22 protein-coding genes are annotated in these 23541 nt (G+C 67.1%); 11 read left to right on the top strand and 11 right to left on the bottom strand.

Annotated features, from left to right (window positions below; translation table 11 throughout):
• Positions 1-33 precede the first annotated feature (33 nt).
• Positions 34-234 (top strand): ferredoxin, encoded by a 201-nt coding sequence (locus JWS13_RS37290; protein WP_206010338.1) that lies wholly within the window; start codon positions 34-36, stop codon positions 232-234.
• A 66-nt stretch (positions 235-300) separates the two neighbouring features.
• Positions 301-1239: a PDR/VanB family oxidoreductase gene (locus tag JWS13_RS37285; RefSeq protein WP_206010337.1), complete on the top strand. Its 939-nt coding sequence runs from the start codon at positions 301-303 to the stop codon at positions 1237-1239.
• A gap of 61 nt (positions 1240-1300) precedes the next feature.
• Here JWS13_RS37285 and JWS13_RS37280 read toward each other — a convergent pair whose 3' ends face one another.
• Together JWS13_RS37280 and JWS13_RS37275 are read right to left on the bottom strand one after the other, a co-directional pair.
• Entirely contained in the window at positions 1301-2065 is a 765-nt protein-coding gene (locus JWS13_RS37280; RefSeq protein WP_206010336.1) for an SDR family NAD(P)-dependent oxidoreductase, read from the bottom strand.
• Positions 2066-2090: 25 nt separating this feature from the next.
• A complete protein-coding gene (locus JWS13_RS37275) occupies positions 2091-3242 on the bottom strand; it encodes an ABC transporter substrate-binding protein (protein ID WP_206010335.1) in 1152 nt (383 codons plus the stop codon).
• 376 nt (positions 3243-3618) lie between these two features.
• Between JWS13_RS37275 and JWS13_RS37270 the strand changes: the two genes are divergently transcribed.
• From JWS13_RS37270 to JWS13_RS37255, 4 genes are all read left to right on the top strand, one after another.
• Entirely contained in the window at positions 3619-4449 is an 831-nt protein-coding gene (locus JWS13_RS37270) for an SDR family NAD(P)-dependent oxidoreductase (RefSeq protein WP_206010334.1), read from the top strand.
• Between the two features lie 145 nt (positions 4450-4594).
• Complete coding sequence (locus JWS13_RS37265; protein ID WP_206010333.1) at positions 4595-5713, top strand: Re/Si-specific NAD(P)(+) transhydrogenase subunit alpha; 1119 nt, start codon at positions 4595-4597, stop codon at positions 5711-5713.
• The gene (locus JWS13_RS37260) at positions 5713-6036 is read left to right on the top strand and encodes an NAD(P) transhydrogenase subunit alpha part 2 (RefSeq protein ID WP_206010332.1); all 324 of its coding nucleotides are present in this window, start codon (positions 5713-5715) and stop codon (positions 6034-6036) included. The genes JWS13_RS37265 and JWS13_RS37260 overlap by 1 nt, the downstream gene beginning before the upstream one ends.
• A complete protein-coding gene (locus JWS13_RS37255; RefSeq protein ID WP_206010331.1) occupies positions 6036-7466 on the top strand; it encodes an NAD(P)(+) transhydrogenase (Re/Si-specific) subunit beta in 1431 nt (476 codons plus the stop codon). The genes JWS13_RS37260 and JWS13_RS37255 overlap by 1 nt, the downstream gene beginning before the upstream one ends.
• A gap of 8 nt (positions 7467-7474) precedes the next feature.
• Here JWS13_RS37255 and JWS13_RS37250 read toward each other — a convergent pair whose 3' ends face one another.
• Together JWS13_RS37250 and JWS13_RS37245 are read right to left on the bottom strand one after the other, a co-directional pair.
• Positions 7475-8779, bottom strand: coding sequence for a type I glutamate--ammonia ligase (locus JWS13_RS37250; protein WP_206010330.1), 1305 nt, complete (start codon positions 8777-8779; stop codon positions 7475-7477).
• An 81-nt stretch (positions 8780-8860) separates the two neighbouring features.
• On the bottom strand, positions 8861-9550 hold the full coding sequence (locus JWS13_RS37245) for a DUF2848 domain-containing protein (RefSeq protein WP_087557978.1): 690 nt from the start codon (positions 9548-9550) through the stop codon (positions 8861-8863).
• 201 nt (positions 9551-9751) lie between these two features.
• Here JWS13_RS37245 and JWS13_RS37240 point away from each other — a divergent pair, with 201 nt between their 5' ends.
• Positions 9752-11122 (top strand): MFS transporter, encoded by a 1371-nt coding sequence (locus JWS13_RS37240; RefSeq protein WP_206010329.1) that lies wholly within the window; start codon positions 9752-9754, stop codon positions 11120-11122.
• Here the strand turns inward: JWS13_RS37240 and JWS13_RS37235 are convergent.
• Positions 11094-11765, bottom strand: coding sequence for a GntR family transcriptional regulator (locus JWS13_RS37235; RefSeq protein WP_206010328.1), 672 nt, complete (start codon positions 11763-11765; stop codon positions 11094-11096). The genes JWS13_RS37240 and JWS13_RS37235 overlap by 29 nt on opposite strands.
• 43 nt (positions 11766-11808) lie before the next feature.
• On the opposite strand from JWS13_RS37235, the gene JWS13_RS37230 reads away from it, so the two are divergent.
• Positions 11809-12606 (top strand): carbon-nitrogen hydrolase family protein, encoded by a 798-nt coding sequence (locus tag JWS13_RS37230; protein WP_206010327.1) that lies wholly within the window; start codon positions 11809-11811, stop codon positions 12604-12606.
• 27 nt (positions 12607-12633) lie between these two features.
• On the opposite strand, the gene JWS13_RS37225 is transcribed toward JWS13_RS37230, so the two are convergent.
• Positions 12634-13815, bottom strand: coding sequence for a PucR family transcriptional regulator (locus tag JWS13_RS37225; RefSeq protein ID WP_206010326.1), 1182 nt, complete (start codon positions 13813-13815; stop codon positions 12634-12636).
• A gap of 188 nt (positions 13816-14003) precedes the next feature.
• On the opposite strand from JWS13_RS37225, the gene JWS13_RS37220 reads away from it, so the two are divergent.
• Positions 14004-15728 carry an aldehyde dehydrogenase family protein gene (locus JWS13_RS37220; RefSeq protein WP_206010325.1) on the top strand — a complete coding sequence of 575 codons (1725 nt, stop codon included), beginning with the start codon at positions 14004-14006 and terminating at the stop codon, positions 15726-15728.
• Positions 15729-15775: 47 nt separating this feature from the next.
• Positions 15776-17365, top strand: a complete 1590-nt coding sequence (locus tag JWS13_RS37215) for a GMC family oxidoreductase (RefSeq protein ID WP_206010324.1) — start codon at positions 15776-15778, stop codon at positions 17363-17365.
• A gap of 70 nt (positions 17366-17435) precedes the next feature.
• Here the strand turns inward: JWS13_RS37215 and JWS13_RS37210 are convergent, their stop codons facing one another.
• A complete protein-coding gene (locus JWS13_RS37210) occupies positions 17436-18029 on the bottom strand; it encodes a C40 family peptidase (RefSeq protein WP_206010323.1) in 594 nt (197 codons plus the stop codon).
• 242 nt (positions 18030-18271) lie between these two features.
• On the opposite strand from JWS13_RS37210, the gene JWS13_RS37205 reads away from it, so the two are divergent.
• On the top strand, positions 18272-19099 hold the full coding sequence (locus JWS13_RS37205; RefSeq protein ID WP_206011887.1) for an alpha/beta fold hydrolase: 828 nt from the start codon (positions 18272-18274) through the stop codon (positions 19097-19099).
• A 51-nt stretch (positions 19100-19150) separates the two neighbouring features.
• On the opposite strand, the gene JWS13_RS37200 is transcribed toward JWS13_RS37205, so the two are convergent.
• The 4 genes from JWS13_RS37200 to JWS13_RS37185 all read right to left on the bottom strand — a co-directional run bounded on the left by JWS13_RS37200 (position 19151) and on the right by JWS13_RS37185 (position 23515).
• Positions 19151-20107: a TauD/TfdA dioxygenase family protein gene (locus JWS13_RS37200; RefSeq protein ID WP_206010322.1), complete on the bottom strand. Its 957-nt coding sequence runs from the start codon at positions 20105-20107 to the stop codon at positions 19151-19153.
• A gap of 114 nt (positions 20108-20221) precedes the next feature.
• Positions 20222-20947, bottom strand: a complete 726-nt coding sequence (locus tag JWS13_RS37195) for an IclR family transcriptional regulator (RefSeq protein ID WP_206010321.1) — start codon at positions 20945-20947, stop codon at positions 20222-20224.
• Between the two features lie 26 nt (positions 20948-20973).
• Positions 20974-22269, bottom strand: a complete 1296-nt coding sequence (locus JWS13_RS37190) for an LLM class flavin-dependent oxidoreductase (protein ID WP_206010320.1) — start codon at positions 22267-22269, stop codon at positions 20974-20976.
• Between the two features lie 16 nt (positions 22270-22285).
• Positions 22286-23515 (bottom strand): acyl-CoA dehydrogenase family protein, encoded by a 1230-nt coding sequence (locus tag JWS13_RS37185; RefSeq protein ID WP_206010319.1) that lies wholly within the window; start codon positions 23513-23515, stop codon positions 22286-22288.
• Positions 23516-23541 lie beyond the last annotated feature (26 nt).

Here is a 23541-nt window from a genome sequence, read left to right as displayed (position 1 = left end):
GCCCGTGAGGTAGTTCGATGGCAAGGAGCGGTTGTGATTCGGGTGTCGGTAGATAACACGAAGTGTATTGCGGCGGGACTCTGCGTCGGGCGTGAGCCGGGCATCTTCGATCAGAACGACGACGACGGTCTGGTGTTCGTTCATCGGGAGAATGTACTCCCCGGCGAGCAAGAGGGGGTGATCGAATCGGAACGCATCTGTCCATCCGGAGCCATTGTGGTGCACACGGATTGATCACGGTGTCCGATCGATTCGAGGAAGGCAGGCTTCACAGTGCGCAATTCGTTCAACGAAACCGAAGTGAGACTCGTGGTCGAACGACGGACGGCCCTCACCGAGGAAATCATCCAACTCGAGTTGCGAAACGAAGACGGATCGGATCTTCCGGCGTGGGAACCCGGATCGCACATCGAGTTGATCCTGTCGGAATCCATGGTTCGCCAGTATTCGCTGTGCGGAGATCCCGCCGACCGTAGCTGTTGGAAAATCGCGGTGCTCCGGGACGTCTCGGGCCGGGGCGGGTCGCAGCGAATTCACGATGAACTGCAGGAGAAGTCATTCGTGACGGCACGGGGGCCACGCAACCTGTTCCCACTCCGGCCGTCACGTAACTACGTCTTCATTGCGGGCGGGATCGGTATCACTCCGATGCTGCCGATGATTTCCGCTGCGGCGAAATCGGGCGCCCGATGGGCGATTCACTACGGTGGCCGCTCACGCCAGTCGATGGCTTTCGTCGATCAGCTGCTGGAAGTCGACCACGCCGGAGTTCATCTCTACCCGCAGGACGAGGTCGGGTTCATCGATCTCGATTCAGCACTGGCAGATCCCGATCCCGAGACCTTGGTCTACTGTTGTGGACCCGAACCGCTTCTCTCCGCGGTCGAGGACCGGTGCCGGCCGACCTGGCCTTCGGATTCTCTGTGTGTGGAACGATTCTCCCCGCGAGCCATCGACGAGCACGCAGCCGAGACTGCGTTCGAAGTAGAACTGGTGCAGTCTGGGAAGACAATCACCGTGAATCCCGGTCAGAGCATTCTCGATGCCGTCGAACAGTCGGGTGTTCCGGTCCTCTCGTCGTGCATGGAGGGTACGTGTGCCTCGTGTGAGGTCGCTGTTCTGGACGGCGTCCCGGACCACCGGGATTCCGTTCTCGACGAGCGTGAACGCGAGACCGGCAAGACGATGATGATCTGCGTCTCGCGTGCCACGAGTACACGTCTCGCCATCGACCTCTGACCGACAGAGCCCTTGCCCCCACGGGGCAAGGGCTCTACCTTTTCGGCCAGGCCACGACGATCTACAACGCTCGACGCGCCAGGCTGAAGACCTGCCCGGTGGGACCGCCGACGCGCTGCCGGGCCAGCCACCCGACCAGTTCCGCGACTTCGTGCGGCAACTTCACACGCTCACTCGGCAAACCGTCAGGGGCTTCACCCACTGCGACCAGACCTCGAGTGAGCTGTGTGGCCACGGGCCCGGGAATCACTTCGTTCACGTCGATACCGTGCTCCCAGACTTCTTCGGCCAAGGTCTTCGTGAGATGACTGACCCCCGCCTTGGACGCACCGTAGGCCGAGAATCCAGCCGTCGTCGAATGCCCGTGACCCGACCCGATCAGGATGATCCGGCCACCGCCGGCCTCGATCATGAAGGGGAGAACCGCTCGCGCAATGTTGAACGTGCCTATCAAATTCGGTGTGACCACACGGGCCCAGTCGGCGGGATCGGCGTCGATCACCGCGCAGGGAGCCCCCGCACCGGCACTGTTGACGAGAACATCGACGTCACCGAACACATCGACTGCTTGACGGACCGCGGCATCGCACGCGTCGAAGTCGGAGACATCGCATGGTACGACCAGCGCCTTCGAGCCGAGCGCCTCCACCTCACTTGCGACAGCGTCCAGCTCCGTTGCCGTTCGAGAAGCCAGAACGATGTTGGCACCCGCGCCGGCGAGGTGGAGCGCGCAAGCACGGCCGATCCCTCGTCCTGCCCCGGTGACGACCGCGACCTTGTTCGACAAGTCGAATGCGTCACTCTTACCTGCTATCTGACTGATCATGTGGGAATTCCTCTGCTATCTCGTATCAGACGCGCGCGAAGGGCGGGACGATGTCTTCGTAGTGCACCGCGCCCTTCTCGAGCATGCCCAGCCGATCCATGACCTCGGCAGCATGCTCGATCCCGCTACGAGTGACCTTCCAGTTCGGACTGACCTTCGGGAAGACACGATCGACCATGAAATCGATTGTCTTGACCGCGTCGTCCGGTGCCTCGTTGTTGAAGGTTCCCTCGTTGAGGAGTTGTGCCGCAGCAGCGCGATTGTCGGTGATCCACGTCTTGGCCTCCCACTGGGCAGCAAGCCACGCGTCGGCAGTGTCCTGACTCGCATCGACCTTGTCTTCACGCATGACCAGGGGACACACCTGCAGATCACTCAGCAGCTGCGGGGTACCGGCGGCACTGAAGTCGATCAGCATCCGGCCACCGGCTTGCGTGGCAACGGACAGACCCGCGCCGTACGTGAATCCCACATAGGCGTCGAGCCGGTCGTTCTTCATCTGGGCGATTGCGGCCGACAGCTGCCCCACCCCGAGGACAGTAATGTCATCGCGCTTCATCCCTGCCGCCTCGAGCGCCAGATTCAAAATGTTGTCGGTACCTGCACCGATGGCGGTGACACCGATCGTCTTCCCCTTCAAGGAAGCCATCTTTTCGGCGAAAGTGGCGTTCTCACCGGGCCAGTCACCCGGTCCCACGATCAGGTTGTAGGTGTTGACGGGCATGCGCATGCCGACGATCACCGGCCGTTTGCCGGTCTGGCTCTTGGCGAAGGCGAGCATCGCGCCCATCGTGTCCATCGCAGCGCCATCGATCGCGCCCGCACTGACCATCTGCAAACCTTGTACGCCGCTCTGGGGGTATATGAGCTTCGGAACTTCCAGGTTGAAAAGGGAGAACTGGTTTTGAGCGACATTGATCGCATCGATCAGGAAGTTGTCACCGGAGGACGATCCGACGACGAACGGAGTCGGCCTGGCGAGCGCACCAGCGGCTTTCGGTCCCTGCGTGCCGGCTGCTCCGCCGCCTCCCCCGCATGCGGCGAGGAGGGAACCGACACCGACGGCCAGCGCTCCAGCGCCGGCGAACTTGAACACATTGCGCCGGCTGATTGCAGACCCGGGCGCCGCGCCGCGAATTCGCCCGGTGGATTCGACGCGGTTGAAATCCTTGCTCATCGCTCTCCCTAAGCTCACAACATCAGGGCAGGCAAAATCGATCGTTTCGCCTGAAAGTGGACAGCCGATCCCGAATCGTGCAAGCCAGAAAAGTTCCCGCACGCGATATCACAGGACGTTCACTCACCCAATCGGCTGGCCATCAGTCGACCAGCAGCGCACCGAGGTGTCAAGGTCGACCGACATACCCGGGAACTATCACCCCGATAGACATTTTCGGTTGCTCGTATACCCCGGGGATGCGATCCTCACCCCATGAGTGATTGTGTGTTGCAACGGCATCCAACTCGGACTTCTACGCGCCTTCCTCGTCGAATCCGATAGTTCGCGCACAGTTGCCTCCGCTCCCCCGAACTGATCCGTAAAGGAACTGACAATGCACCAAGCAGTGAGATCCAATGTGCCTGTCGCCGCCGCCGATGTCGAGTACGGCCGACTTCTCCGGTTGGACGGACAACGGATCGTCGTACTCGGGGCAGGTAGTGGCATCGGGGAGCACACAAGCCGCATGCTGGCCTCCATGGGCGCCGAATTGGTCGGCGTCGACGTCGACCCCGCGGGCGCGGAGTCGATCAGCCGAATCCTGAACTGCCCTTCGCTCTGCGTCGACGTGACGTCCGAGTCCGGCGTCGCGGATCTCGTGAAGTTCATCGAAGACGAGGTCGGGGAGGTTCACGGGTTTGTCGACGTCGTCGGCAGGACGACTCCGAAGCCGTTGGCGGAGTTCACCTTGGCCGACTGGGAAGACGACTTCCGTGTCAACACCCGGCACGCGTTCCTTCTCGGGCAAGCGCTGTGTCCGCTGATTGCCCGTAGCGGCGGTGGTTCCATCGTCTTCGTCTCCAGCTCGTGGTCCCAGTACGCCAGCCCGTCCGCCCCCGGTTACGGTCCCGCAAAAGCGGCGCTGAACACGTGGATCAAGCAACTCGCGGCCGAATACGGTCCGGCCGGCGTGCGAGTCAACGGCGTTGCCCCGGGGTTCTTCCTGACCGCCCGCATGGTGGAGACGCTCGGCCGGATCGGCCGGACAGCAGCAGAATCGATCTACAACCAGGCCCTGCTCGAGCGATTGGGGCAGGCGTACGAGGTGGCAGGCACCATCGGATTCCTGCTGTCACCGGCGGCCGGCTACATCACTGGCAGCCTGATCCCGGTCGAGGGCGGCGCGACGTCCCGAGACCCGCTCGGATTCGCTCGTCGCGACTGAAATCGACAGCAGCATAACCACTTCAAACTGAGTGCACCGTCGTCGACGTCACGTCGGCGACGGTGCACCCTGTTCCGCTGCCTCGACCGAGGCCACGCGAATCCAATTCCCCAAGCCAATCTTCCAGACATTTCGAGGTGCAGATGTGAACTCGAGTCAAGTTTCGAGCGGCAGTAGTCGGAGGTGTCTGGTCGGTGTCCCTCGAGAATCGAGTGCCGGTGAGCGCCGGGTGGCCCTGGTGCCGAAAATTGTGTCCGCGCTGATCGGCAAGGGCGTCGATGTGGTAGTCGAGTCCGGGGCCGGTCTGGGGGCGTTGATTCCCGACGACCTGTACACCGCTGCCGGGGCGAAGATCGGCGATCCGTGGTCTGCCGATGTGGTGGTGAAGGTTGCGCCGCCGTCCACCGACGAGATCAGCCGGATCAGCGCGGGGACGAGATTGATCGGCTTCTTGAATCCGCGCAATGCGGACAATCGGATTGCCGAGCTCGAAGCTGCCGGCATCGAGGGATACGCCATGGAGGCGATTCCCCGTATTTCGCGCGCCCAGGTGATGGATGCGCTGTCCTCGCAGGCGAACGTGTCGGGATACAAGGCTGTTCTGCTGGCGGCGTCGGAGTCGACCCGGTTCTTCCCGATGCTCACCACGGCCGCGGGCACGGTGAAGCCTGCGACGGTGCTGGTCCTCGGTGTCGGCGTCGCCGGTCTGCAGGCGTTGGCGACGGCGAAGCGTCTCGGTGGCCGCGCAACCGGATACGACGTGCGCCCCGAGGTCGCCGACCAGGTGCGGTCGGTCGGTGCGCAATGGCTCGACCTCGGAATCGACGCGGCCGGTGAGGGCGGCTACGCCCGCGAGCTGACCGAGGACGAGCGCGCGAAGCAGCAACGGGCTCTCGAAGAGGCGATCAAAGGCTTCGATGTCGTGATCACCACGGCCTTGGTGCCCGGTCGTCCCGCCCCTCGTCTGGTGACCGCTGCCGCCGTCGAAGGAATGAAGCCCGGCAGTGTCGTCGTCGACCTCGCGGGTGAAACCGGTGGCAACTGCGAGCTCACCGAACCGGGTCAGACCGTCGTCAAGCACGGCGTGACCATCTGCTCGCCGCTGAATTTGCCGGCGTCCATGCCCGAGCACGGGTCGGAGTTGTACTCGAAGAACATTTCCGCGCTGATCGAACTGATGCTCGTAGATGGTGCTCTCGCGCCCGATTTCTCCGACGAGGTTCTGGCCGGCGCGTGCGTCACCCGTGAAGAGAAGGGCGCCTGATGTACACATCGCTTCTGGCGAACATCGCGATCCTGGTGCTGTCCGGGTTCGTCGGTTTCGCCGTGATCTCCAAGGTTCCGAACACCCTGCACACTCCGTTGATGTCGGGTACGAACGCCATCCACGGGATCGTCGTGCTGGGCGCGTTGGTCGTCCTGGGCAAAGTGCACGAACCGTCGCTCGGGTTGCAGATCATCTTGTTCGTCGCGCTCGTCTTCGGAACCGTGAACGTGGTCGGTGGCTTCGTGGTCACCGACCGAATGTTGGCGATGTTCAAGGCCAAGCCGGCCGCCGCATCTGTGTCGAAGGATGGTGACCGGTAATGGAATACCTGGTCAATGGCTTGTACATAGTCGCGTTCGCGATGTTCATCTACGGTCTGATGGGACTGACGGGCCCGAAGACCGCGGTCCGCGGAAACCAGATCGCCGCCGTCGGCATGATTGTCGCCGTCGTCGCGACGCTGATCTCCATTCGCGGCGCGCAGATGGGGAACTGGATCCTGATCGTCTCCGGCCTCGTGATCGGTGTCGCGTTGGGTGTTCCGCCGGCGCTGCGCACGAAGATGACGGCAATGCCGCAGTTGGTCGCACTGTTCAACGGTGTCGGCGGCGGCACGGTCGCGTTGATCGCGTACGCAGAATTCCTGGACTCGGACGGGTTCACCGCATTCCAGCACGGGGAATCGCCGACGGTCCACATCGTCGTCGCATCGCTCTTCGCCGCGGTGATCGGATCGATCTCCTTCTGGGGCAGTGTGATCGCGTTCCTGAAGCTGCAGGAGACCCTGCCCGGTCGTCCGATCGGAATCGGAAGGCTCCAGCAGCCGCTCAACGCTCTGCTGCTCGTCACCGCGTTAGCGTTCTCGGTGGTCATCGGTATCAGGGCGATCTCACCGGACGGCCCGACCGGCCCGCTGTGGATTGTCGGCGTTCTGGTGCTGTCGGGGATCCTCGGTCTGATGGTCGTCCTTCCCATCGGCGGCGCCGACATGCCCGTTGTCATCTCACTTCTCAACGCTCTGACCGGGTTATCCGCTGCTGCAGCAGGTTTGGCACTGAACAACCAGGCGATGATCGTCGCCGGCATGATCGTCGGCGCCTCGGGCACCATCCTGACCAACCTCATGGCCAAGGCCATGAACCGGTCCATCCCTGCCATCGTCGCCGGTGGATTCGGTGGCGGCGGCGGTGACGTCGCAGCATCGGACGGCGTCGTGCGCACGGCCAAGGCGACGTCGGCCGCCGACGCCGCGATCCAGATGGCCTACGCCAACCAGGTCATCGTCGTCCCCGGATACGGACTGGCCGTCGCGCAGGCCCAGCACGCCGTCAAGGACATGGCGAAGCTGCTCGAGACGAAGGGCGTGGAGGTCAAATACGCCATTCACCCCGTCGCCGGGCGGATGCCCGGTCACATGAACGTCCTTCTCGCCGAGGCGGATGTCTCCTACGACGCGATGAAGGAAATGGACGACATCAACGACGAGTTCGCTCGCACCGATGTCACCCTGGTGATCGGCGCGAACGACGTCACCAACCCGGCGGCGCGGAACGATCCGAGCTCACCGATTCACGGGATGCCGATCCTCAACGTCGACCAGTCGAAGTCCGTCGTCGTCCTGAAGCGGTCGATGAACTCCGGGTTCGCCGGCATCGACAACCCGCTCTTCTTCGCCGAGGGCACCTCGATGCTCTTCGGTGATGCCAAGAAGTCGGTCGCCGAAGTCACCGAAGAACTGAAGGCGCTGTAGCGCTCGAGCTAGGACGTCCAGGCGTACCGGAAGCGTTGCGCGACCTCGTCGACCGGTTTGTCCCGGTATTCGGCGTGCTCGTAACGCTTGACCGCCGTCAGGGCTTCCACGATCAGCGGACCGAACAGGTCCCGCGCCAGCGCCGAGGACTCGAATGCTCCGAGCACGTCGGACGGCAGGGTCGGGAGGAGGTCGACGGCGTGCGCGCCGGCCAGGTTCGCCGGGTCGACCGACACCTCGTCCGGGAGGGGAAGCTCGCCGGCGATGCCGTCGTGGGCGGCGCCGAGGATGGCGGCGCCGCTCAGGTACGGGTTCGCGGAGGGGTCGACGGGTTTGATCTCGAGGTTCGCGCCGTGTGGGTTCCCGGCGGTGTCCGTGCACAGGCGGACCGCGGCCTCGCGGTTCTCCAGCCCCCAGCAGCGCGCCACCCCGGACCACATCCCCGGGCGCAAGCGCAGATGCGACAGCGCCGACCCGGCGAGAACCGCCGTGAACTCGGGTAGCGCCCGCAGGATCCCGGCGACCGCGGCTCCACCGGCATCCGCCAGCCCGTGTGGGCCCGGGCCTCCGGACAGGATCGGCCGGTCGCCCTCGGCGAAGGACACGTGCTGGTGGGCGCCGTTTCCCGCACCGCCCGCGACGGGCATGGGTGAGAACGACGCCCGCAGCCCCTGGGCCCGCGCGGTCCGGCTGATCAGTGCGCGGGCCAGCACCGCGTCGTCGGCCGCCGTGACCGGATCGGCGGGGGCGAGCGACACCTCGAACTGGTTGAGCCCGGCCTCGGCGTGAACCTGTTCGATCGGCAGCTCGGCCGTCGCCGCCGCGGCGAGCAGTCGTGCGAAGAATTCATCGTGCGCGAGAACGGCATTCAGGCCGTACGCGGACCATTCCTCGGCCGTCGCCGCGTCGAACAACGTGAACTCGATCTCGTGGCCGATCCGCGCGCTCAACCCGGACTCCGCCAGCCGCGTCGTCACCCGCCGCAGCGCATCCCGGGTGCACGCGAGCGACGGCGTCCCGTCCTGCTCGGTGAGGCACGCCGGCGCCCAGTACGTGCCGTCGCCCAGATTTCTCACGTCGCCGGCGTCGATCCGCAGTCGAAGGTCGCCCACCACGGAGAAGGACGGCGTGAACGCGAGGTGGTCGTCGACGCAGAACACACTCCAGCTCGGGGAGGCGCCCGCACCGGCGTCGACGAATGTGGACAGCCTCGGGGCGGGCAGCACCTTCGCCCGCGAGATCCCGGCCATGTCGACGATCGAGCCGACGATGCGGTCGGTGGGGCCGAAGTCGTTCCCTACGACGAACTCCATGGCACTGCCCCCTGCTCGACTCACCATATTGTCGGTCCTCGGGCGGGCCCGGCGTGCTGATTCCCCGAAGGTAGGCGCGGATCAGCCGATCGGCGCAGGCATCCGCACGGTGCGGTAGCTGCAGGTCAGTGCGTCTCCGGTGGACGGGTCCCGCATTTCGACCTTCCATGCGTCGGCGAATTGATCCACACCGTGCCGCATCGAGATCGTCCCCGACACGAGGACGGTGCCCGCCTTGTGCAAGCCCCGCTCGCGAAGGACGTCGAGCCAGTACTTCGGGGCGAGCAGGTCGGCCAGGGTTCCGCTCTGGATGAGGGTGGAGGGTTCGCCGTCGCCCTGGCCGACCCATGCCGAGAGGGTGATGTCGTCGAGGCGGTCGGCGATCTCGGACAGCCGCCATGCGCGTGACCCGAGAACGTCGGGTGCCGCATTCTTGCTCCACGCCACACTGTGCACCTCGAGGTCGCGGTCGGTGTGGTCGCATGCGACGGTCAGCAGCACGTCGTCGTCGGTGATGACCAGCGCCCACTCGGCTTCGCCCGAGGTTCGTCCGTGTTGAACGGACACCGTCGTCGCCTGCTGTGCGAGGTAGGGCGAGATGGGGTACAACGCCGGGATCGTGGTCGGTGCCGGTACGCCCAGTTCTGCGAGCTCGGCGATGTGGGACGCGACCTCTTCCTGGTTCCGTCCGGCATACCCGGCGTTGAGGAGGGTGGTGACCGCGACGTTTTCGACAGTGCCGTCCGGCAGGGTGAACGTGAGCTGCGACATGGGAGGAAACTCCTGTATTCCGGGCCCTGATCCCGTCTGACGATCAGGGCAGATTGTTACTTTCTCGTTCTTTCTGCGCTCGAGGGGTTGCGCATACGTCTTGTATACAGCAAGTATATGTTGCGTACAACGGCGACGGTGACCTGGAACACGGGACATCCGCGCCGCGCGGGACAAGAATTCAACCCACAAGGAGTTGCCATGATCGGAGAGTCCACCTCCGTCGATGCCGACAGATCCGCACCCGTCGACAAGAAGGGACTGGCGAAAGCGTTTGCCGCCAGCCTCACCGGCACCGCGCTGGAGTGGTACGACTTCGCGGTCTACTCGGCGGCGGCCGCACTGATCTTCCCGCAGATCTTCTTCCCGGACAGTGATCCCCTGACGGGAACCCTGCTCGCGTTCTCCACCTACGCGGTCGGCTACGTGGCGAGACCGATCGGCGGCTTCGTCTTCGGACGACTCGGGGACGTCATCGGACGCAAACAACTGCTCGTCATCACCCTGCTCCTGATCGGCGTGACCACATTCGCGATCGGGTTGCTGCCCGGCTACGACCGCATCGGCATCGCGGCGCCCGCCATTCTCGTCGTGCTCCGATTCGCACAGGGCGTGGCCGTCGGCGGCGAGTGGGGTGGTGCGGTACTGCTGTCGAGCGAGTACGGCAACCCACGCCAACGCGGCTTCTGGTCCTCAGCGGCCCAGATCGGCCCTCCTGCAGGCAACTTGATGGCCAACGGCGTGCTCGCCCTCCTCACGATCTCGATGACCGAGGCCCAGTTCGAATCCTGGGGATGGCGTCTCGCCTTCCTGATGTCGGCCCTCCTGGTCGGCTTCGGCCTCTGGATTCGGCTGAAGCTCGAAGACACCCCCGTCTTCAAGGCGCTGCAAGAATCCGGCGAGCGCGCCGAGGCGCCCATCAGCGACGTGTTCAAGACGCAGGCCAGACCGTTGATCGCCGCCATCCTGTCTCGCATCGCCCCGGACGTGATCTACGCCCTGTTCACCGTCTTCGCGATCACCTACGGCACCAGGAAACTCGGCTTCGACCGCGGCGAAGTTCTCGCGGCCATCCTGATCGGCTCGGCGTTCCAACTCGGCCTGATCCCGCTCGCCGGCGCAATCTCGGACCGCATCAACCGGCGCCTGGTCTACGCAATCGCCGCCGTCGGCGGCGTCGCCTGGAGCGCCCTGTTCTTCGTCGTCATCGGCGGCAGCTCGTTTCCGCTGCTCATCCTCGGTGTCGTCGTCGGACTCGGATTCCATTCGTTCATGTACGGACCCCAGGCGGCATTCGTGACCGAACAGTTCACGGTCCCGTTGCGCTCGACCGGCAGCTCGCTCGCCTACACCATCGCCGGCGTGTTCGGCGGCGCCATGGCACCGCTGATCTTCACGTATCTGTTGAGTAAGACGGACAGCTGGGTGCCGATCGCGATCTACGTGCTGATCGTCGGAGCGCTGACCCTGCTCGGCCTCGCACTCGGCCGCAACCCCGACCCCACCGAAGACGAGCACTACGCGTTGCTGTCGACCGAGAATGCTAGGCGCGCAACAGGATCTGCAGAGTAACCTCGAGATGACTGTTGATCTTCTCGTGCACCAGGCCTTCGTCGCCGACCTCGAGTGCGTCGATGATCGCCTGGTGCTCGGCGCACACATTGTGCTGACGGTCCGAGGCACTGAACAGGGCCGTCAGACCGATGCGGAGCTGACGCGCACGCAGTCCGGCATAGGTGGTGGACAGCAACTCACTGCCTGCCGAATCGATGAGGACCTGATGAAAACGGCCGTCCCAGTCGATGAACGCGCGAGCAGCATCGACGCTCGCGCCGGTCGCGAAGGTTTCCTGCTCGGCGAGCGCGGCGCGCATCGATTCGAGGGGAACTCGCCCGGAGGTCAGTGCCCGACTCGCGGCATGTCGTTCGAGGACGCCGCGCAGCTCCATCAACTCCGTGATCTGACGGCCCGACATCGCGGGTACGTGCGCGCCCCGCTTGGGCACCATCTCGACGAGGCCCTCGGCCTGCAGCATCAGCAGGGCTTCGCGGACCGGAGTGCGGGAGACCCCGACCTTCGTCGCGAGATCCTGCTCGCTGAGGAACGAACCCGTCGCCGCCGGTGACGTCAGCACCTGGTCCCGGACATACAGGTACGCCTTCTCCCGACCCGACAACTCGGCAGTTGGACCGTCGACCCCATCCATTTGTTGCATACAGTATGTATACACCAATGTTCTCGCAGCTAGGAGAAATAATATGATGCTCCGCCTCAGCCTTGCCCAGATCACCAGTTCCATGGACCCCGAGGCCAACCTCGAATCCGTCGAGAAGCAGGTGTCAGCGGCCGTCGACGCGGGCGCCCGGCTCGTCGTGTTCCCGGAGGCAACCATGCAGCGGTTCGGCGGACCGCTCGCAAGCGTCGCGCAACCGCTCGACGGCCCGTGGGCCGACGCCGTCCGCCGGTGCGCCGCCCGGGCCGGAATCACCGTCGTCGCCGGGATGTTCACACCGTCCGGCGACGGGCGGGTGCGGAACACACTCCTCGTCACCGGAGGCGGCGTCGACACCCACTACGACAAGATCCACCTCTACGACGCCTTCGGCTTTGCCGAATCCGACACCGTGGCACCGGGCGCCGACCCGCTGGTGGTCTCCGTGGACGGAGTCGGCGTCGGCTTCGCCACCTGCTACGACATCCGATTTCCCGGCCTGTTCCAGACGCTCGCCGACCGCGGGGCGGCGCTGACCGTTGTCGCCGCGTCCTGGGGTGCAGGGCAAGGCAAGATCGACCAGTGGACGCTCCTCGCCCGCGCCCGGGCACTGGACTCGACCACCTTCGTCGCCGCGTGCGACCAGGCAGACCCTGCAGCGTTCGGCGAAACCGTCCAGGGAACCACGCCGCTCGGCGTCGGCCACAGCATCGTCAGCTCCCCCACGGGAACCATTCTCGGACAACTCGATTCCGGACCCGGACTACTGACCGTCGATATCGACAGCACCCTGGTGACGCGTGTCCGCGAGACACTGCCCGTCCTCGCCAACCGGCAATTCTGAAGTCCGCTCGCCGCAGCCAGACGGCGTCTACGAACCGAGCAACTGGTGCGCCCGCAGTCCGACGTACAGTTCGGCGGCGTCGATGGGGTCGGAGAAGTCGCGTCCCGTGAGGGTGTGGATTCGGCGCAGCCGGTACAGGACGGTGTTGCGGTGGTAGTGCAACTGGGTGGCCGCCGCCGTCGTGGAGCCGCGGCAGGAGAACCAGGCGTCGAGGGTGGCGAGCAGGCTTTCCTGTTCCTCCGAGGGCAGGGCCAGCACCGGTCCGAGGATCTGGTTCGACGCGAGCTTCCCGGCGTCGGGAACACTGACCAGCAGCAGCGACACCGGCACCGACTCGTAGCGGGTGACGGTACCCCCGCCGTGACTCGCGCAGCGGCGGGCGATCCGCGCCTGCTCCACGGCCCGGCTCGTCCCACCCGGACGTCCGAACGCCGAGCTGACGCCGATCCGTCCGTGACCGGTGCGGCCGAGGACGACCAGCGCCGAATCGAGGACCTCGGCGGTAGCGGCCCACAGCAGCCCGACCCGGCCGTCGACCTCCGAGTCCCACACCGAGTCGACCCCCGCACCGCGAAGCTCCGACTGGACGACGTCCGCTGCGGACGGGGCCGCCGCCGCCTCGACGGACACGACGAGGAACGTGCTGTTCTCCGGGATCCGGAACGTGCGGAGTGCGTCGGCGGCGCCTGCCGGGTTGGCGGCATGGTCACCGAAGAGGGTGCGGATCAGCCGGCCCCGCGACTCGGCGTCCTCGCGGGCACGCAGGTCGGCGGTCTCCCGGTAGGCCTCCGCGGCGCTGTCCGAGTAGACGTCGACCAGCGCCCACACCTGGGCGGCCATGTCGAGCAGCGCGTTGGTGGCGCGGCCCTCCGAGCGGTTCATCAGTTCGTCCCAGATCAGACGGCCCCCGAGCCGGAACGCGTGGAGCAGCGCCGCGAGCGGCACCCCCTGTTCGGCCTTCAGCTGTCCGGCCGCACGCGCTGCCTCCAGCCGGATCGGCGCACTGCCCGCGAGGTTGCCCAGCATCGCCGTCAGGTTGTCGACGCACGCCGCGTACAACTGCTCCGGGGTGAGGAGGGTCGCCTCCACGTAGCCGTGCTCGGCCGACAGGATGCGCGAGACGAGTTCCTCGGACAACTGGTCCACCGACTCCAGCATCGAGCCCAGGAGATCGGTGGGCGACGGCGCGACATCCGGGCTGACAGTCATCGGGCAAGACTATCGACCGCACGTACTCGGCGCCATCCCCCTTTTGTGCGACGGCATAGCCCCGGTGGGCCACATTCACAGCCGCTGCCTATGGCGCGGCGCCCGAATCGGGGACGAGAATCGGTGTTCTACGCCACAGTTTTGTGGTGCGGTCCACCATGTACTCGACCCGAGCGGAGCTGTCCACCGTGAGCACTTCAGAACCCGAGGCCACCTCGCCGCACCCGGAGGTCGACGCGGCCCTCGCCGACCTCGCCGAGGGCGAGAAGACCTGGGCCGACCTCACCCTCACCGACCGCAGGACACTCCTCGACAAGGTGCACGACCTCACCGTGCAGCATGCCGCCGACTGGGTGGACGCCGCGGTCGCGATCAAGGGCCTGGACCCGAAGTCGCCGCTGGTCGGCGAGGAATGGATGTCCGGACCGTACCCGCTGGCCACCGGCACCGCGGCACTGTCCGCGAGCCTGGCGAAACTCGACGCCGGCACCAGCCCGCTGGACGGCGCCACGTTCGGCACCGCGCCGGGCGGCCGCACCACCGTCAAGGCGTTGCCACTGAACATCTTCGACAAGTTGCTGCTCAGCGGATTCAGCGCGGACGTGTGGCTGCAGCCGGGAATCGATCGTGCGACGGCACAGCGCGACGCCGGACTCGCCCAGCGGGACCCGTCGCGGACGCAGGGCATCGGCGTGGTCCTGGGCGCCGGCAACATCACCTCGATCGCCCCGCTCGACACCCTGTACGAACTGATCGCGCACAACCGCGTCGTCGCCCTCAAGCTCAACCCCGTCACCGATCGACTGCTGCCGGTGCTGACGCGGGTCCTCGAACCGCTCATCTCGATCGGCGCGGTCCGGTTGCTGACCGGCGGCGCGGACGTCGGAACGTATCTGGTGCACCACGACCTGGTCGACCACGTGCACATGACCGGGAGCGCGCTGACCCACGACGCGATCGTGTTCGGGACCGGCAAGGACGGTGCGCGACGCAAGGCGGCGAACGACCCCCTCCTCGGCAAGGCCATCTCCAGTGAACTCGGCGGCGTGTCCCCCACCATCGTGCTGCCCGGCGAATGGAGCCGCGCCGACATCAAGTTCCAGGCCGAACACATTGCGACGCAACGGCTGCACAACGGCGGCTACAACTGCGTCGCGGCGCAGGCGGTGGTCGTGTCGTCCGAGTGGAAGCAGCGCGACGAGTTCGTGGCCGCCCTGAAGGACGCGCTCGACACGGCACCCGAACGCGCCGCGTACTACCCCGGCAGCGACGCCCGGGTCGCCGGCGCCGTCGCGTCGTTCCCCACCGCGGCCCGCCTCGGCGAGAACGGCGGACGCGTCCTCGTCACCGATCTCGAGCCCGGCGCCTACGCCCCGCTGCTGCAGACCGAGTACTTCGCGCCGGTGCTCGGCGTGATCGACCTTCCCCACGGCGGTGCCGAGTTCGCGGCCCACGCTGCCGACCTCGTCAACGCGGACTTCGTAGGCACCCTCGGCATCAACATCGTCGCGGCGCCGCAGACCATCCGCGAGCTGGGTGCGGAGTTCGACTCGCTGCTCGAGAGCCTCCGCTACGGGACCATCGCCGTCAACGCGTGGACCGGCGTCGGCTACCTGACCGCCACCGCCACCTGGGGAGCCTTCCCCGGCCACACCCTGAACGACGTGCAGAGCGGCATCGGCGTGGTGCACAACGCGCTGCTCATCGACCGGCCGGAACGCACCGTCGTCCGCGGCCCGTTCCGGCCGTCGCCGCGGTCGATCCTGAGCCGCGAGATGTCCATCTCGCCCAAGCCGCCGTGGTTCGTCACCAACCGAACCGCCGCCACGACGGGCCGATTACTGACAGGATTTGCCGGTGCACCCTCATGGACCCGGCTGCCGGCGATCTTCGCGTCCGCGCTGCGCGGGTGAGGCTGCGTGTCCTCGTCCCGTCACCCCCGTCGAAGTGGAGATGAACGATGAATCAGGAACTGTCTGTGGCCGACTACGTGATCGTGGGGTCGGGTTCGGCAGGTGCGGTGCTCGCCGACCGACTCAGCGCCGACTCCGGCAGCGAGGTCGTGGTCCTCGAGGCCGGCGGTGAGGACAAGGACAAGTTCGCGCACATCCCCGCCGCCTTCTCGAAACTGTTTCGCAGTGAGCTGGATTGGGACTACCTGACGGAGCCGCAACCCGGGCTCGGTGGGCGCACCATCTACTGGCCGCGCGGCAAGATGCTCGGCGGCTCGTCGTCGATGAACGCGATGATGTGGGTGCGTGGGTTCGCCGCCGACTACGACGAGTGGGCCGAACTCACCGACGACACGTGGTCGTTCCGGGAAGTGGTCAAATACTTCCGCCGCATCGAGAACGTGCAGGACGCGTCGGACGCCGACAGCGGCATCGGCGGGCCGATCGTCGTCTCGCACCAGCGGAGCCCCCGCGCCCTCACCGGGTCGTTCCTCGCGGCCGCCGAGGAGACCGGGTACCCCGTCGAACGGGCGAACACCACTCGGCCCGAAGGTTTCTCACAGACCATGGTCACGCAGAAGCGGGGCGCGCGGTGGAGCACGGCCGACGCCTACCTGCGGCCGGCGCTGAAGCGGAAGAACCTGACCGTCCTCACCGGCGCCCAGGCCACCCGGGTGCTGTTCGAGGGCTCCGCGGCCGTCGGCGTCGAATACGAGAAGGACGGGGTGCGGCGCACCGTCCGCGCCGCGAAGGAAGTGATCCTCGCCGGTGGGGCGATCAACTCCCCGCAACTCCTCATGCTGTCGGGCATCGGCGACGAGGCGCAATTGCGGGCGCACGGCATCGCGGTGCAACAGCACCTGCCGGAGGTCGGGAAGAACCTGCTCGACCACCTGGTGTCGTTCCTCGGCTACAGCGTCGACTCCGATTCGCTGTTCGCCGCGGAGAAGATCCCGGAACTGCTCAACTACCTGACCCGCCGCCGCGGCATGCTGACGTCGAATGTGGCCGAGGCGTACGGTTTCACGCGCAGCCGGGACGACCTGGCACTGCCCGACCTCGAGATGATCTTCGGGCCGGCGCCGTTCTTCGACGAGGGCCTCATCCCGGCGACCGGGCACGCCGCGGTGATCGGCGCCATCCTCGTCAAACCCGAGAGTCGCGGCGAGATTTCGCTGAAGTCGGCGGATCCCCTCGCCAAACCGATCATCGATCCCCGCTACCTCAGCGACAGCGGCGGAGTCGACCGGCGGGCGATGCTCGAGGGACTGCGCCTGTGCGACGCCCTCGCGTCGGCTCCGGCGCTGAAGTCGCGGCTGGGCAATCTGATTCGCCCGGCCGTGGAGCCGAGCACCCCGATCGACGAGATCCTCGAACGGGCACTGCAGGAGAACGCGCACACGCTCTACCACCCGGTCGGGACGTGCCGCATGGGCAACGACGACGCGAGCGTCGTCACACCCGACCTGCGGGTTCGCGGGATCGACAAACTGCGGGTCGCGGACGCGTCGATCATGCCCGCCATCATCCGCGGGCACACCCACGCACCGTCGGTCCTCATCGGTGAGCGGGCGTCGGATCTGATCCGCAACTCGTAGGGCGCTTCGCGCCCCGTGCGTGGTTTGCGAGTCCAGAGACTCGTTAACCACGCACGGGTGGCGGAGCCGCCTAGTAGCGGCGCGCCGCGTAGAACGGCATCGAATCGAGGGGCGACTGCTTGACGGGCTGCCCGGCGGTGGGCGCGTGGACGACCGTGCCGTTCCCGGCGTAGAGCCCGACGTGCTCCGCCCCGTTGAACAGGACCAGATCACCCGGCTGCAGGCTGCCCTTGCCGACGGGCGATCCCCCGTTCAACTGGTCGTAGGTGGTACGGGGCACCGAGATGCCCGCCTGCTTGTACGCCCACTGCACGAGGCCGGAGCAATCGAAGGAGTTCGGCCCGGTGGCACCCCAGACGTACGGCGAGCCGATCTTCGACTCGGCGGCGGCGAGAGCCTGCGCACCGTGGGTGGACGGCATCGCCGGCGGGGCCGGGACCGGTCCCGGCAGGGGCCCGGGGTTCGGAGCCGGTGCGGATGGAACCGGAGGCACGGGCGGTACACCCGGGACCTCGAACGTCCCAATTCCTGGGATGGTGATCGGCTCCGCTGCAGCGGGAGCGATGGGAAGCAGGAACGCTCCCACTCCCACACCGGCGGCGATCAGAAGACCGCCGGTCGAAAACTGCAGACGATTGCCCCGACGCAATCTATGCTTGGCCATTGAGCTGAGTCCTTCAATTTGAGAGTCCGGCGGCATCCGTGCCGTTCGGACGAGACGTTAGATAACATCCCGGTCACGAACTCAGCGGGCAACGGCCGAATGGCCCATACACATACCTGTTTTTGCAATACAGGTAGATAACGATTCTATATCGAACCGACCGGTCCGGCACGAAACCCCGGAAACAGGTATGCGTTCGGGTAAATCGGCCCGTTACCGACGGCATGCCCCTCGTCCACGCTGTGTGCGTGTCACTGACCCAGAACTCAGAACCCGAGATCTTCGGGGAACCCGCAGGTGCGGACACCACGACCCTCACCGTCGTGGGTGCAGGCGCGCCCGTCGTCTTCCTGCACGGATGGGGACTCACCCCGCAGGTGTACGGCCGCAGCCTCGCGACGCTCGCCCAGCAGGGGCATCGCATCGTCACGCCGACCCTCCCCGGCTTCGGCGGCACCCCCGACCACGCGCCCGAGGACCGCACCTTCGCCGGTTACGCGGCCTGGCTCGGACGGTTCCTCGACGACGCGGGAATCAGCGAACCGGTCACCCTGGTCGGACACTCCTTCGGCGGCGGCGTCGCCATCCAGGCCGCTCACGACCTTCCGGAGCGGGTCGCGCGCCTGGTCCTGGTCAATTCCGTCGGCGGCGGCGCGTGGTCGTCCGACGGCTGGCACACCCGGCCCATCGGCGAGCGACCGCTGTGGGACTGGGGCGCGTCGATGCTGGGCGAGGCGCTGTCGATCCGGTCGATCGCCCACACGACGGCGTCGCTGGTCAACGGTTTCCTGCCCAACACGGTGCGGGATCCGGGTGCGGTCTGGCGCACCGCGCACCTGGCCAGGCGGGCGGACCTGCGCCGGGAACTCGGCGTCCTCGCCGATCGCGGCCTACCGGTGTCCCTCGTCTGGGGCCGCGGCGACCGGATGATCCCGCTCGCCAGTTTCGAGTCGCTGCGGCACGCACTGCGCAATCCGCCGGTCCACACCGTCACCGGCGGTCACGGCTGGCTGATCCACGACCACGCCGCGTTCGCCGACGCCGTCCGCCGGGCACTCCACAGCCCGTGAGTGGCCGGCGAGTGTAGGGACTCGCTAACCACGCACGGGCGGCGGAGCCGCCTACTTCTCGCCGGGGAACGCGGCACCGGCGATGGACGTGGATTCCTTGCCGTCGGGGCCGACGGGAATGTCGCCCTCGAGGGTGGTGCGGTACAGGACCCGGGTGACGTCGAGGTGGTCGAGGTCGGTGGGCGCGAGGTGCGCGGTGGCGCGGTTGTCCCAGAACGCGAGGCTGCCCGGCGCCCAGCGGAAACGCACCGTGTAGGCGGGATTCGTCACCTCGGCGAACAGGAGGTCCAGCAGGCGGTCGCTCTGGGACGGCGACACCCCGACGATCCGGGCGGTGAACCCGGGCGTCACGAACAGGGCACGCTCCCCCGTCACCGGGTGAACCCGGACCACCGGGTGTTCGGTGACCAGCGGGTTCTCCCGCGTCTTCTGGGCGTAGCTGCTGTCCTCGGCCCACTGCGGGTGCCTGCCGCCGAACCGGTGTTCGGCGCGGAGGCCGTCGACGAGGCGCTTCAGCGAATCCGGCAGACCCTCGTAGGCGGCGACGAGGTTGGTCCACTGGGTGTCGCCGCCCTGCTCCGGGACGAGGTGTGCGCGCAGGATCGTGCCTGCCGGCGGGTTGATCAGCGCGGTGACGTCGGTGTGCCACTTGTTGTCGTAGCTGTACTTCTTGCGCCCGAACCGCTTCTCGTACTTGCGGCTGTCGACGGCGAGGATCTGCGGGAAGCCCTCGGGCGCTTCGTCGTCGTAGGGGTGCGACGGCGTCACGTCACCGAACTTGCGGGAGAACGCGATCTGTTCGGCGTGCCCGATCTCCTGGTCGCGGAAGAACAGCACCTTGTAGCGATGCAGGGCGTTGCGGACCTGCGTTACCTCGTTGTCGGCCAGTTCGTTCCGGAGGTCGAGCCCGGAGATCTCGGCGCCGATGTGCCCGGCGACGGGACGGACCTCGAGCGCGGTGTCGGCGGACCGATCCGAGTCGGTGGGCGCTGCGGTGGTGAGGGTCATGGGTACTCCTGAGTTTCGGGCTGAATCGATACGTCGCGATCATCATCGAATCCCGAACCGCGTTGCTACAACGCTTTTTTCACAATGCGAAAAAGGTTCACCCTGAGTTTTTCCCTACCGGAATGCGGGAAATGCGGTTCCGGCGCCGGCACCGATCCGCGCCGCGACGCCCCGCATCGGCGGCACGATCTCCCGCACCAGATCGTCGGTGAGTCGACGGCGGAGCGCCTGGACCCCCAGCGCGCCGCGGGGCCGTCCGTCGGCGTCGAGAACGGGAACCGCGACGGCGAGCACGTCCCGGTTCTCGGAGGACAAGGCCGCGGCGTACCCCAGCCGCCGGACCCGTTCAAGCTCCGGGGACGCCGGACGGCCCCGCCGCGCGGACGCCGAACCGAAAGCCAGAATCGCCATGCCCATCGCGCTGGTCTGCAGTGGCTGGCGCGCGCCGGGCAGCTGATGCGTGCAGAACCGTTCGGGTGGGCGCGCGGAGAACACCGTCACCGCGACATCGTCCTTCGCGACGGAGAGGCTGGCGGTCAGCTTCACTCGCGCGGCGAGCGAATACAGGTGCGGGGCGAACGCTTCGGCGTCGTGCCGCCCCAGCGACGGCACGGCGAGGGAGATCAGGCTCGGCCCCACCCGATAGCAGTCGGTGTGCTCGTCGCGTTCGAGCAATCCGCCGCGGGCGAGGGCCTGCACGATGCGGTACGCGGTGCTGACGGCCAATCCGGTACGGGCGGCGAGCGCGCTGACCGTCAGGTCGGTGGCGCCGCCCTCGAAGCAGGCGAGAACCGCGATCGCCCGTTCGACCGCCTGCGACCCCGACCGCGGTGAATTCACCAGGCCTCCTTACCGTCTGGACTCCGTCAGGCCGACCGTGCGGCGCCGTACTCGGGGAGCGGCACCGCGAAGCGGTCGCGCAGGGTCTTCTCCGCGTAGTCGTGGCGGAACAGTCCCCGCTTGCGGAGCAGGGGCACCACTTCGTCGACGAAGGTGTCGAGGCCGGACGGGAACGCGTCGGGCATGAGGTTGAATCCGTCGGCCGCCTCGGCACGGAACCACGCCTCGATGGTGTCGGCCACCTGTTCCGGGGTCCCGATGACGGCTCGGTGCCCACCGCCGCCGTTCAGCTCGCGCAGGAGCTGAGACACGGTCAGGTTCCGCTCACGCGCCAGCCCGACCACCGATTCGCGGAACCCGAGGGAACCCGAGAACGTCGCCGGGTCGGGCGGCCCGTCCAGCAGCGACTGCGGGATCGGCCGGTCGAGGTCGAGTTCCGCGAGCGGGACACCGAGCGTCAGACTCAGCCGGTCCCAGCCGAACCGGGCAGGGACGTGTTCGCGGAGCTGCTCGTGTCGTGCGACGGCCTCCGCTTCCGTCGAGCCGATGACGGTGATCAGCCCGGGCAGGATCTTCACGTCGTCCGGGTTGCGGCCTGCCGCCCGCGCCACGTTCTTGACGTGCTTGTAGTGCCTGCGCGCGGAGTCGAGCGTCAGTTCTGCGGAGAACACGCCGTGCGCGGTGCGTCCGGCGAGCTCACGCCCGGCGGGCGACCCTCCCGCCTGCACGAGCGGCGGCTGCCCCTGCTCCGACGCCGGCGCCCGCGGCACGCCGTCGACGTCGAAGAACTCGCTGTGGTGCGACACCGGGACACCGCTGCGGGCGCTCTCCCACAACGCGGTGACCACGCCGACGAACGCCTCGGCACGGCGATAGCGGTAGTCGCGGTCCGGGATCTGGTCGAAGCCGAAATTGGCTGCGGCCGTTGACGAATACGTGGTGACGACGTTCCACCCCACCCGGCCACCGCTGAGGTAGTCGAGGGAGAGGAAGCGTTCGGCGAGATCGCGCGGGTCGTTGAACGTGGTGGAGGCGGTCCCGATCAGCCCCAGGTTCTCGGTGGCCGTCGCCACGGCGGCCAGGATCACCGACGGTTCCAGCGCCCGGGTCGGCTTCACCCGGGGGTTCTCCCAGAAGCCGGGACCGTCGGCGAGGAAGAACGCGTCGAGGGTGCCGCGCTCGGCGATCCGCGCGACCGCGGTGAAGTGGTCGAGATCGACGAACGAGTGGGAGTGCACGTCGTCGAGCGTCCACGCCCCGGGGGCGATGCCCACGTCGAGCACGTTCACGTTGAGCACCAGTTGGCGTCGGGAGCTACTCACGGCTTCGCCTTCCGAATCAGAAGAATCCGGTGTCGGGGAGCGGTGTCTCGTTGACCACGAGGTCGCCGATCACCCGCGCCTTGTACACCGTCGGGTTGTGGGAGAACAGGGTTCGCAGGTTCCGCCAGTGCCGGTCCAGGTGTGCAGACTCCCGGGTGGCCGAGGCGCCGCCCACCTCGAACAACCGGGTGGCGGCCCGGAGCGCGATGTCCTCGATGGACACCTTCACCTTGGCGGCCAGGACCGCGGCGTCCTGCTCGAGCCGGGCGTCGACGCCGGACGTGCGGGCGGCGTTCGCGGCCACATCCTGGGCTGCGGCGGCCGCGCGGACCACCGACTCCGCCGCGAAGGCCGCCGCCGACAGCGTTCCGACGACCTCGAGCAACTGCGGGTCGTGCCGTGGTTCCTCGGCCACAGCGAACACGAAGCTGCGCTTGCGGCCCCGGATCAGCGCGGCCGCCTCGGTCGTGACGGTGCGGAGGATGCCCGCCGCGATCGCGTGCAGGTACAGCTGAGGAAGCGCCTGACGCGGCCGGGTCTCCTCGTCGCCACCCCGGAACGGCAGGGTCTCGGACTCGGCGACGGCGACGTTCTCGAACACCGTCGTCCCGCTGCCCGTGTGCCGCTGGCCGATTCCGTCCCAGTCGTCCTCGTGGACGATCCCCGCGCGGTCGGCGGGCACGATGGCGCTGAGCGCCTTTCCGTCCGGGACGTTGGCGGAGACCCGGACGAAATCGGAGTACAGCGACCCGGTGCTGTAGAACTTCACACCGTCGAGGCGGTACCCACCGGACTGCGGAGTCAGCGTGGATTCGAAACTGTAGGAGCCGACGGCGCGGGTGCTCAGTTCCGAGGACGCGCCGCCGAACAGCCTGCCCGACAGGATGTCCGGCAACCATGCGTCCTTGCGCTCGGTGCGCGGCACCCGCAGCAGTTCCTCGACAAAGGCGTAGTGGACGCGGATGATGTGCGGAACGTCGGGATCGGCCTCGGCGAGGTCGATCACCAGGTCGAACAGGTCCTGCAGGGTGTACCCGCCGCCGCCCTGCTCGCGGGGCGCGCGGACGGCCCCGAGGCGGTGCTCGCGGATTAACTCGACGGCCCGGTGCGGTCCTTCGGTGCCGCCACCGGCACGCCGCCGCGCGGCGTCGTCGGCGATCTCGGCGATCACGGCCGCCAGTTCGGCGGAGCCGCGTGCGGGCGGGCGCACCGCCTCCGGTGCGGGGGCCTCGGATACCGCTGTCATCGTGATTCTCCTGTCTTCGGTGAAAT

Origin of the sequence: Rhodococcus pseudokoreensis, assembly GCF_017068395.1 — a bacterium.
Classification (GTDB): Bacteria; Actinomycetota; Actinomycetes; order Mycobacteriales; family Mycobacteriaceae; genus Rhodococcus_F; species Rhodococcus_F pseudokoreensis.
This window is presented reverse-complemented; position numbering and strand designations above follow the sequence as displayed.

What these genes read in the sequence shown, in the direction of transcription:
- JWS13_RS37250 (WP_206010330.1), bottom strand. Translation starts at nt 8,779, where the DNA reads ATGGAGTTCGTCGTAGGGAACGACTTCGGCCCCACCGACCGCATCGTC.
- JWS13_RS37210 (WP_206010323.1), bottom strand. Translation starts at nt 18,029, where the DNA reads ATGGCCAAGCATAGATTGCGTCGGGGCAATCGTCTGCAGTTTTCGACC.
- JWS13_RS37240 (WP_206010329.1), top strand. Translation starts at nt 9,752, where the DNA reads ATGATCGGAGAGTCCACCTCCGTCGATGCCGACAGATCCGCACCCGTC.
- JWS13_RS37270 (WP_206010334.1), top strand. Translation starts at nt 3,619, where the DNA reads ATGCACCAAGCAGTGAGATCCAATGTGCCTGTCGCCGCCGCCGATGTC.
- JWS13_RS37275 (WP_206010335.1), bottom strand. Translation starts at nt 3,242, where the DNA reads ATGAGCAAGGATTTCAACCGCGTCGAATCCACCGGGCGAATTCGCGGC.
- JWS13_RS37255 (WP_206010331.1), top strand. Translation starts at nt 6,036, where the DNA reads ATGGAATACCTGGTCAATGGCTTGTACATAGTCGCGTTCGCGATGTTC.
- JWS13_RS37230 (WP_206010327.1), top strand. Translation starts at nt 11,809, where the DNA reads ATGATGCTCCGCCTCAGCCTTGCCCAGATCACCAGTTCCATGGACCCC.
- JWS13_RS37280 (WP_206010336.1), bottom strand. Translation starts at nt 2,065, where the DNA reads ATGATCAGTCAGATAGCAGGTAAGAGTGACGCATTCGACTTGTCGAAC.
- JWS13_RS37185 (WP_206010319.1), bottom strand. Translation starts at nt 23,515, where the DNA reads ATGACAGCGGTATCCGAGGCCCCCGCACCGGAGGCGGTGCGCCCGCCC.
- JWS13_RS37235 (WP_206010328.1), bottom strand. Translation starts at nt 11,765, where the DNA reads ATGCAACAAATGGATGGGGTCGACGGTCCAACTGCCGAGTTGTCGGGT.
- JWS13_RS37245 (WP_087557978.1), bottom strand. Translation starts at nt 9,550, where the DNA reads ATGTCGCAGCTCACGTTCACCCTGCCGGACGGCACTGTCGAAAACGTC.
- JWS13_RS37200 (WP_206010322.1), bottom strand. Translation starts at nt 20,107, where the DNA reads ATGACCCTCACCACCGCAGCGCCCACCGACTCGGATCGGTCCGCCGAC.
- JWS13_RS37215 (WP_206010324.1), top strand. Translation starts at nt 15,776, where the DNA reads ATGAATCAGGAACTGTCTGTGGCCGACTACGTGATCGTGGGGTCGGGT.
- JWS13_RS37225 (WP_206010326.1), bottom strand. Translation starts at nt 13,815, where the DNA reads ATGACTGTCAGCCCGGATGTCGCGCCGTCGCCCACCGATCTCCTGGGC.
- JWS13_RS37260 (WP_206010332.1), top strand. Translation starts at nt 5,713, where the DNA reads ATGTACACATCGCTTCTGGCGAACATCGCGATCCTGGTGCTGTCCGGG.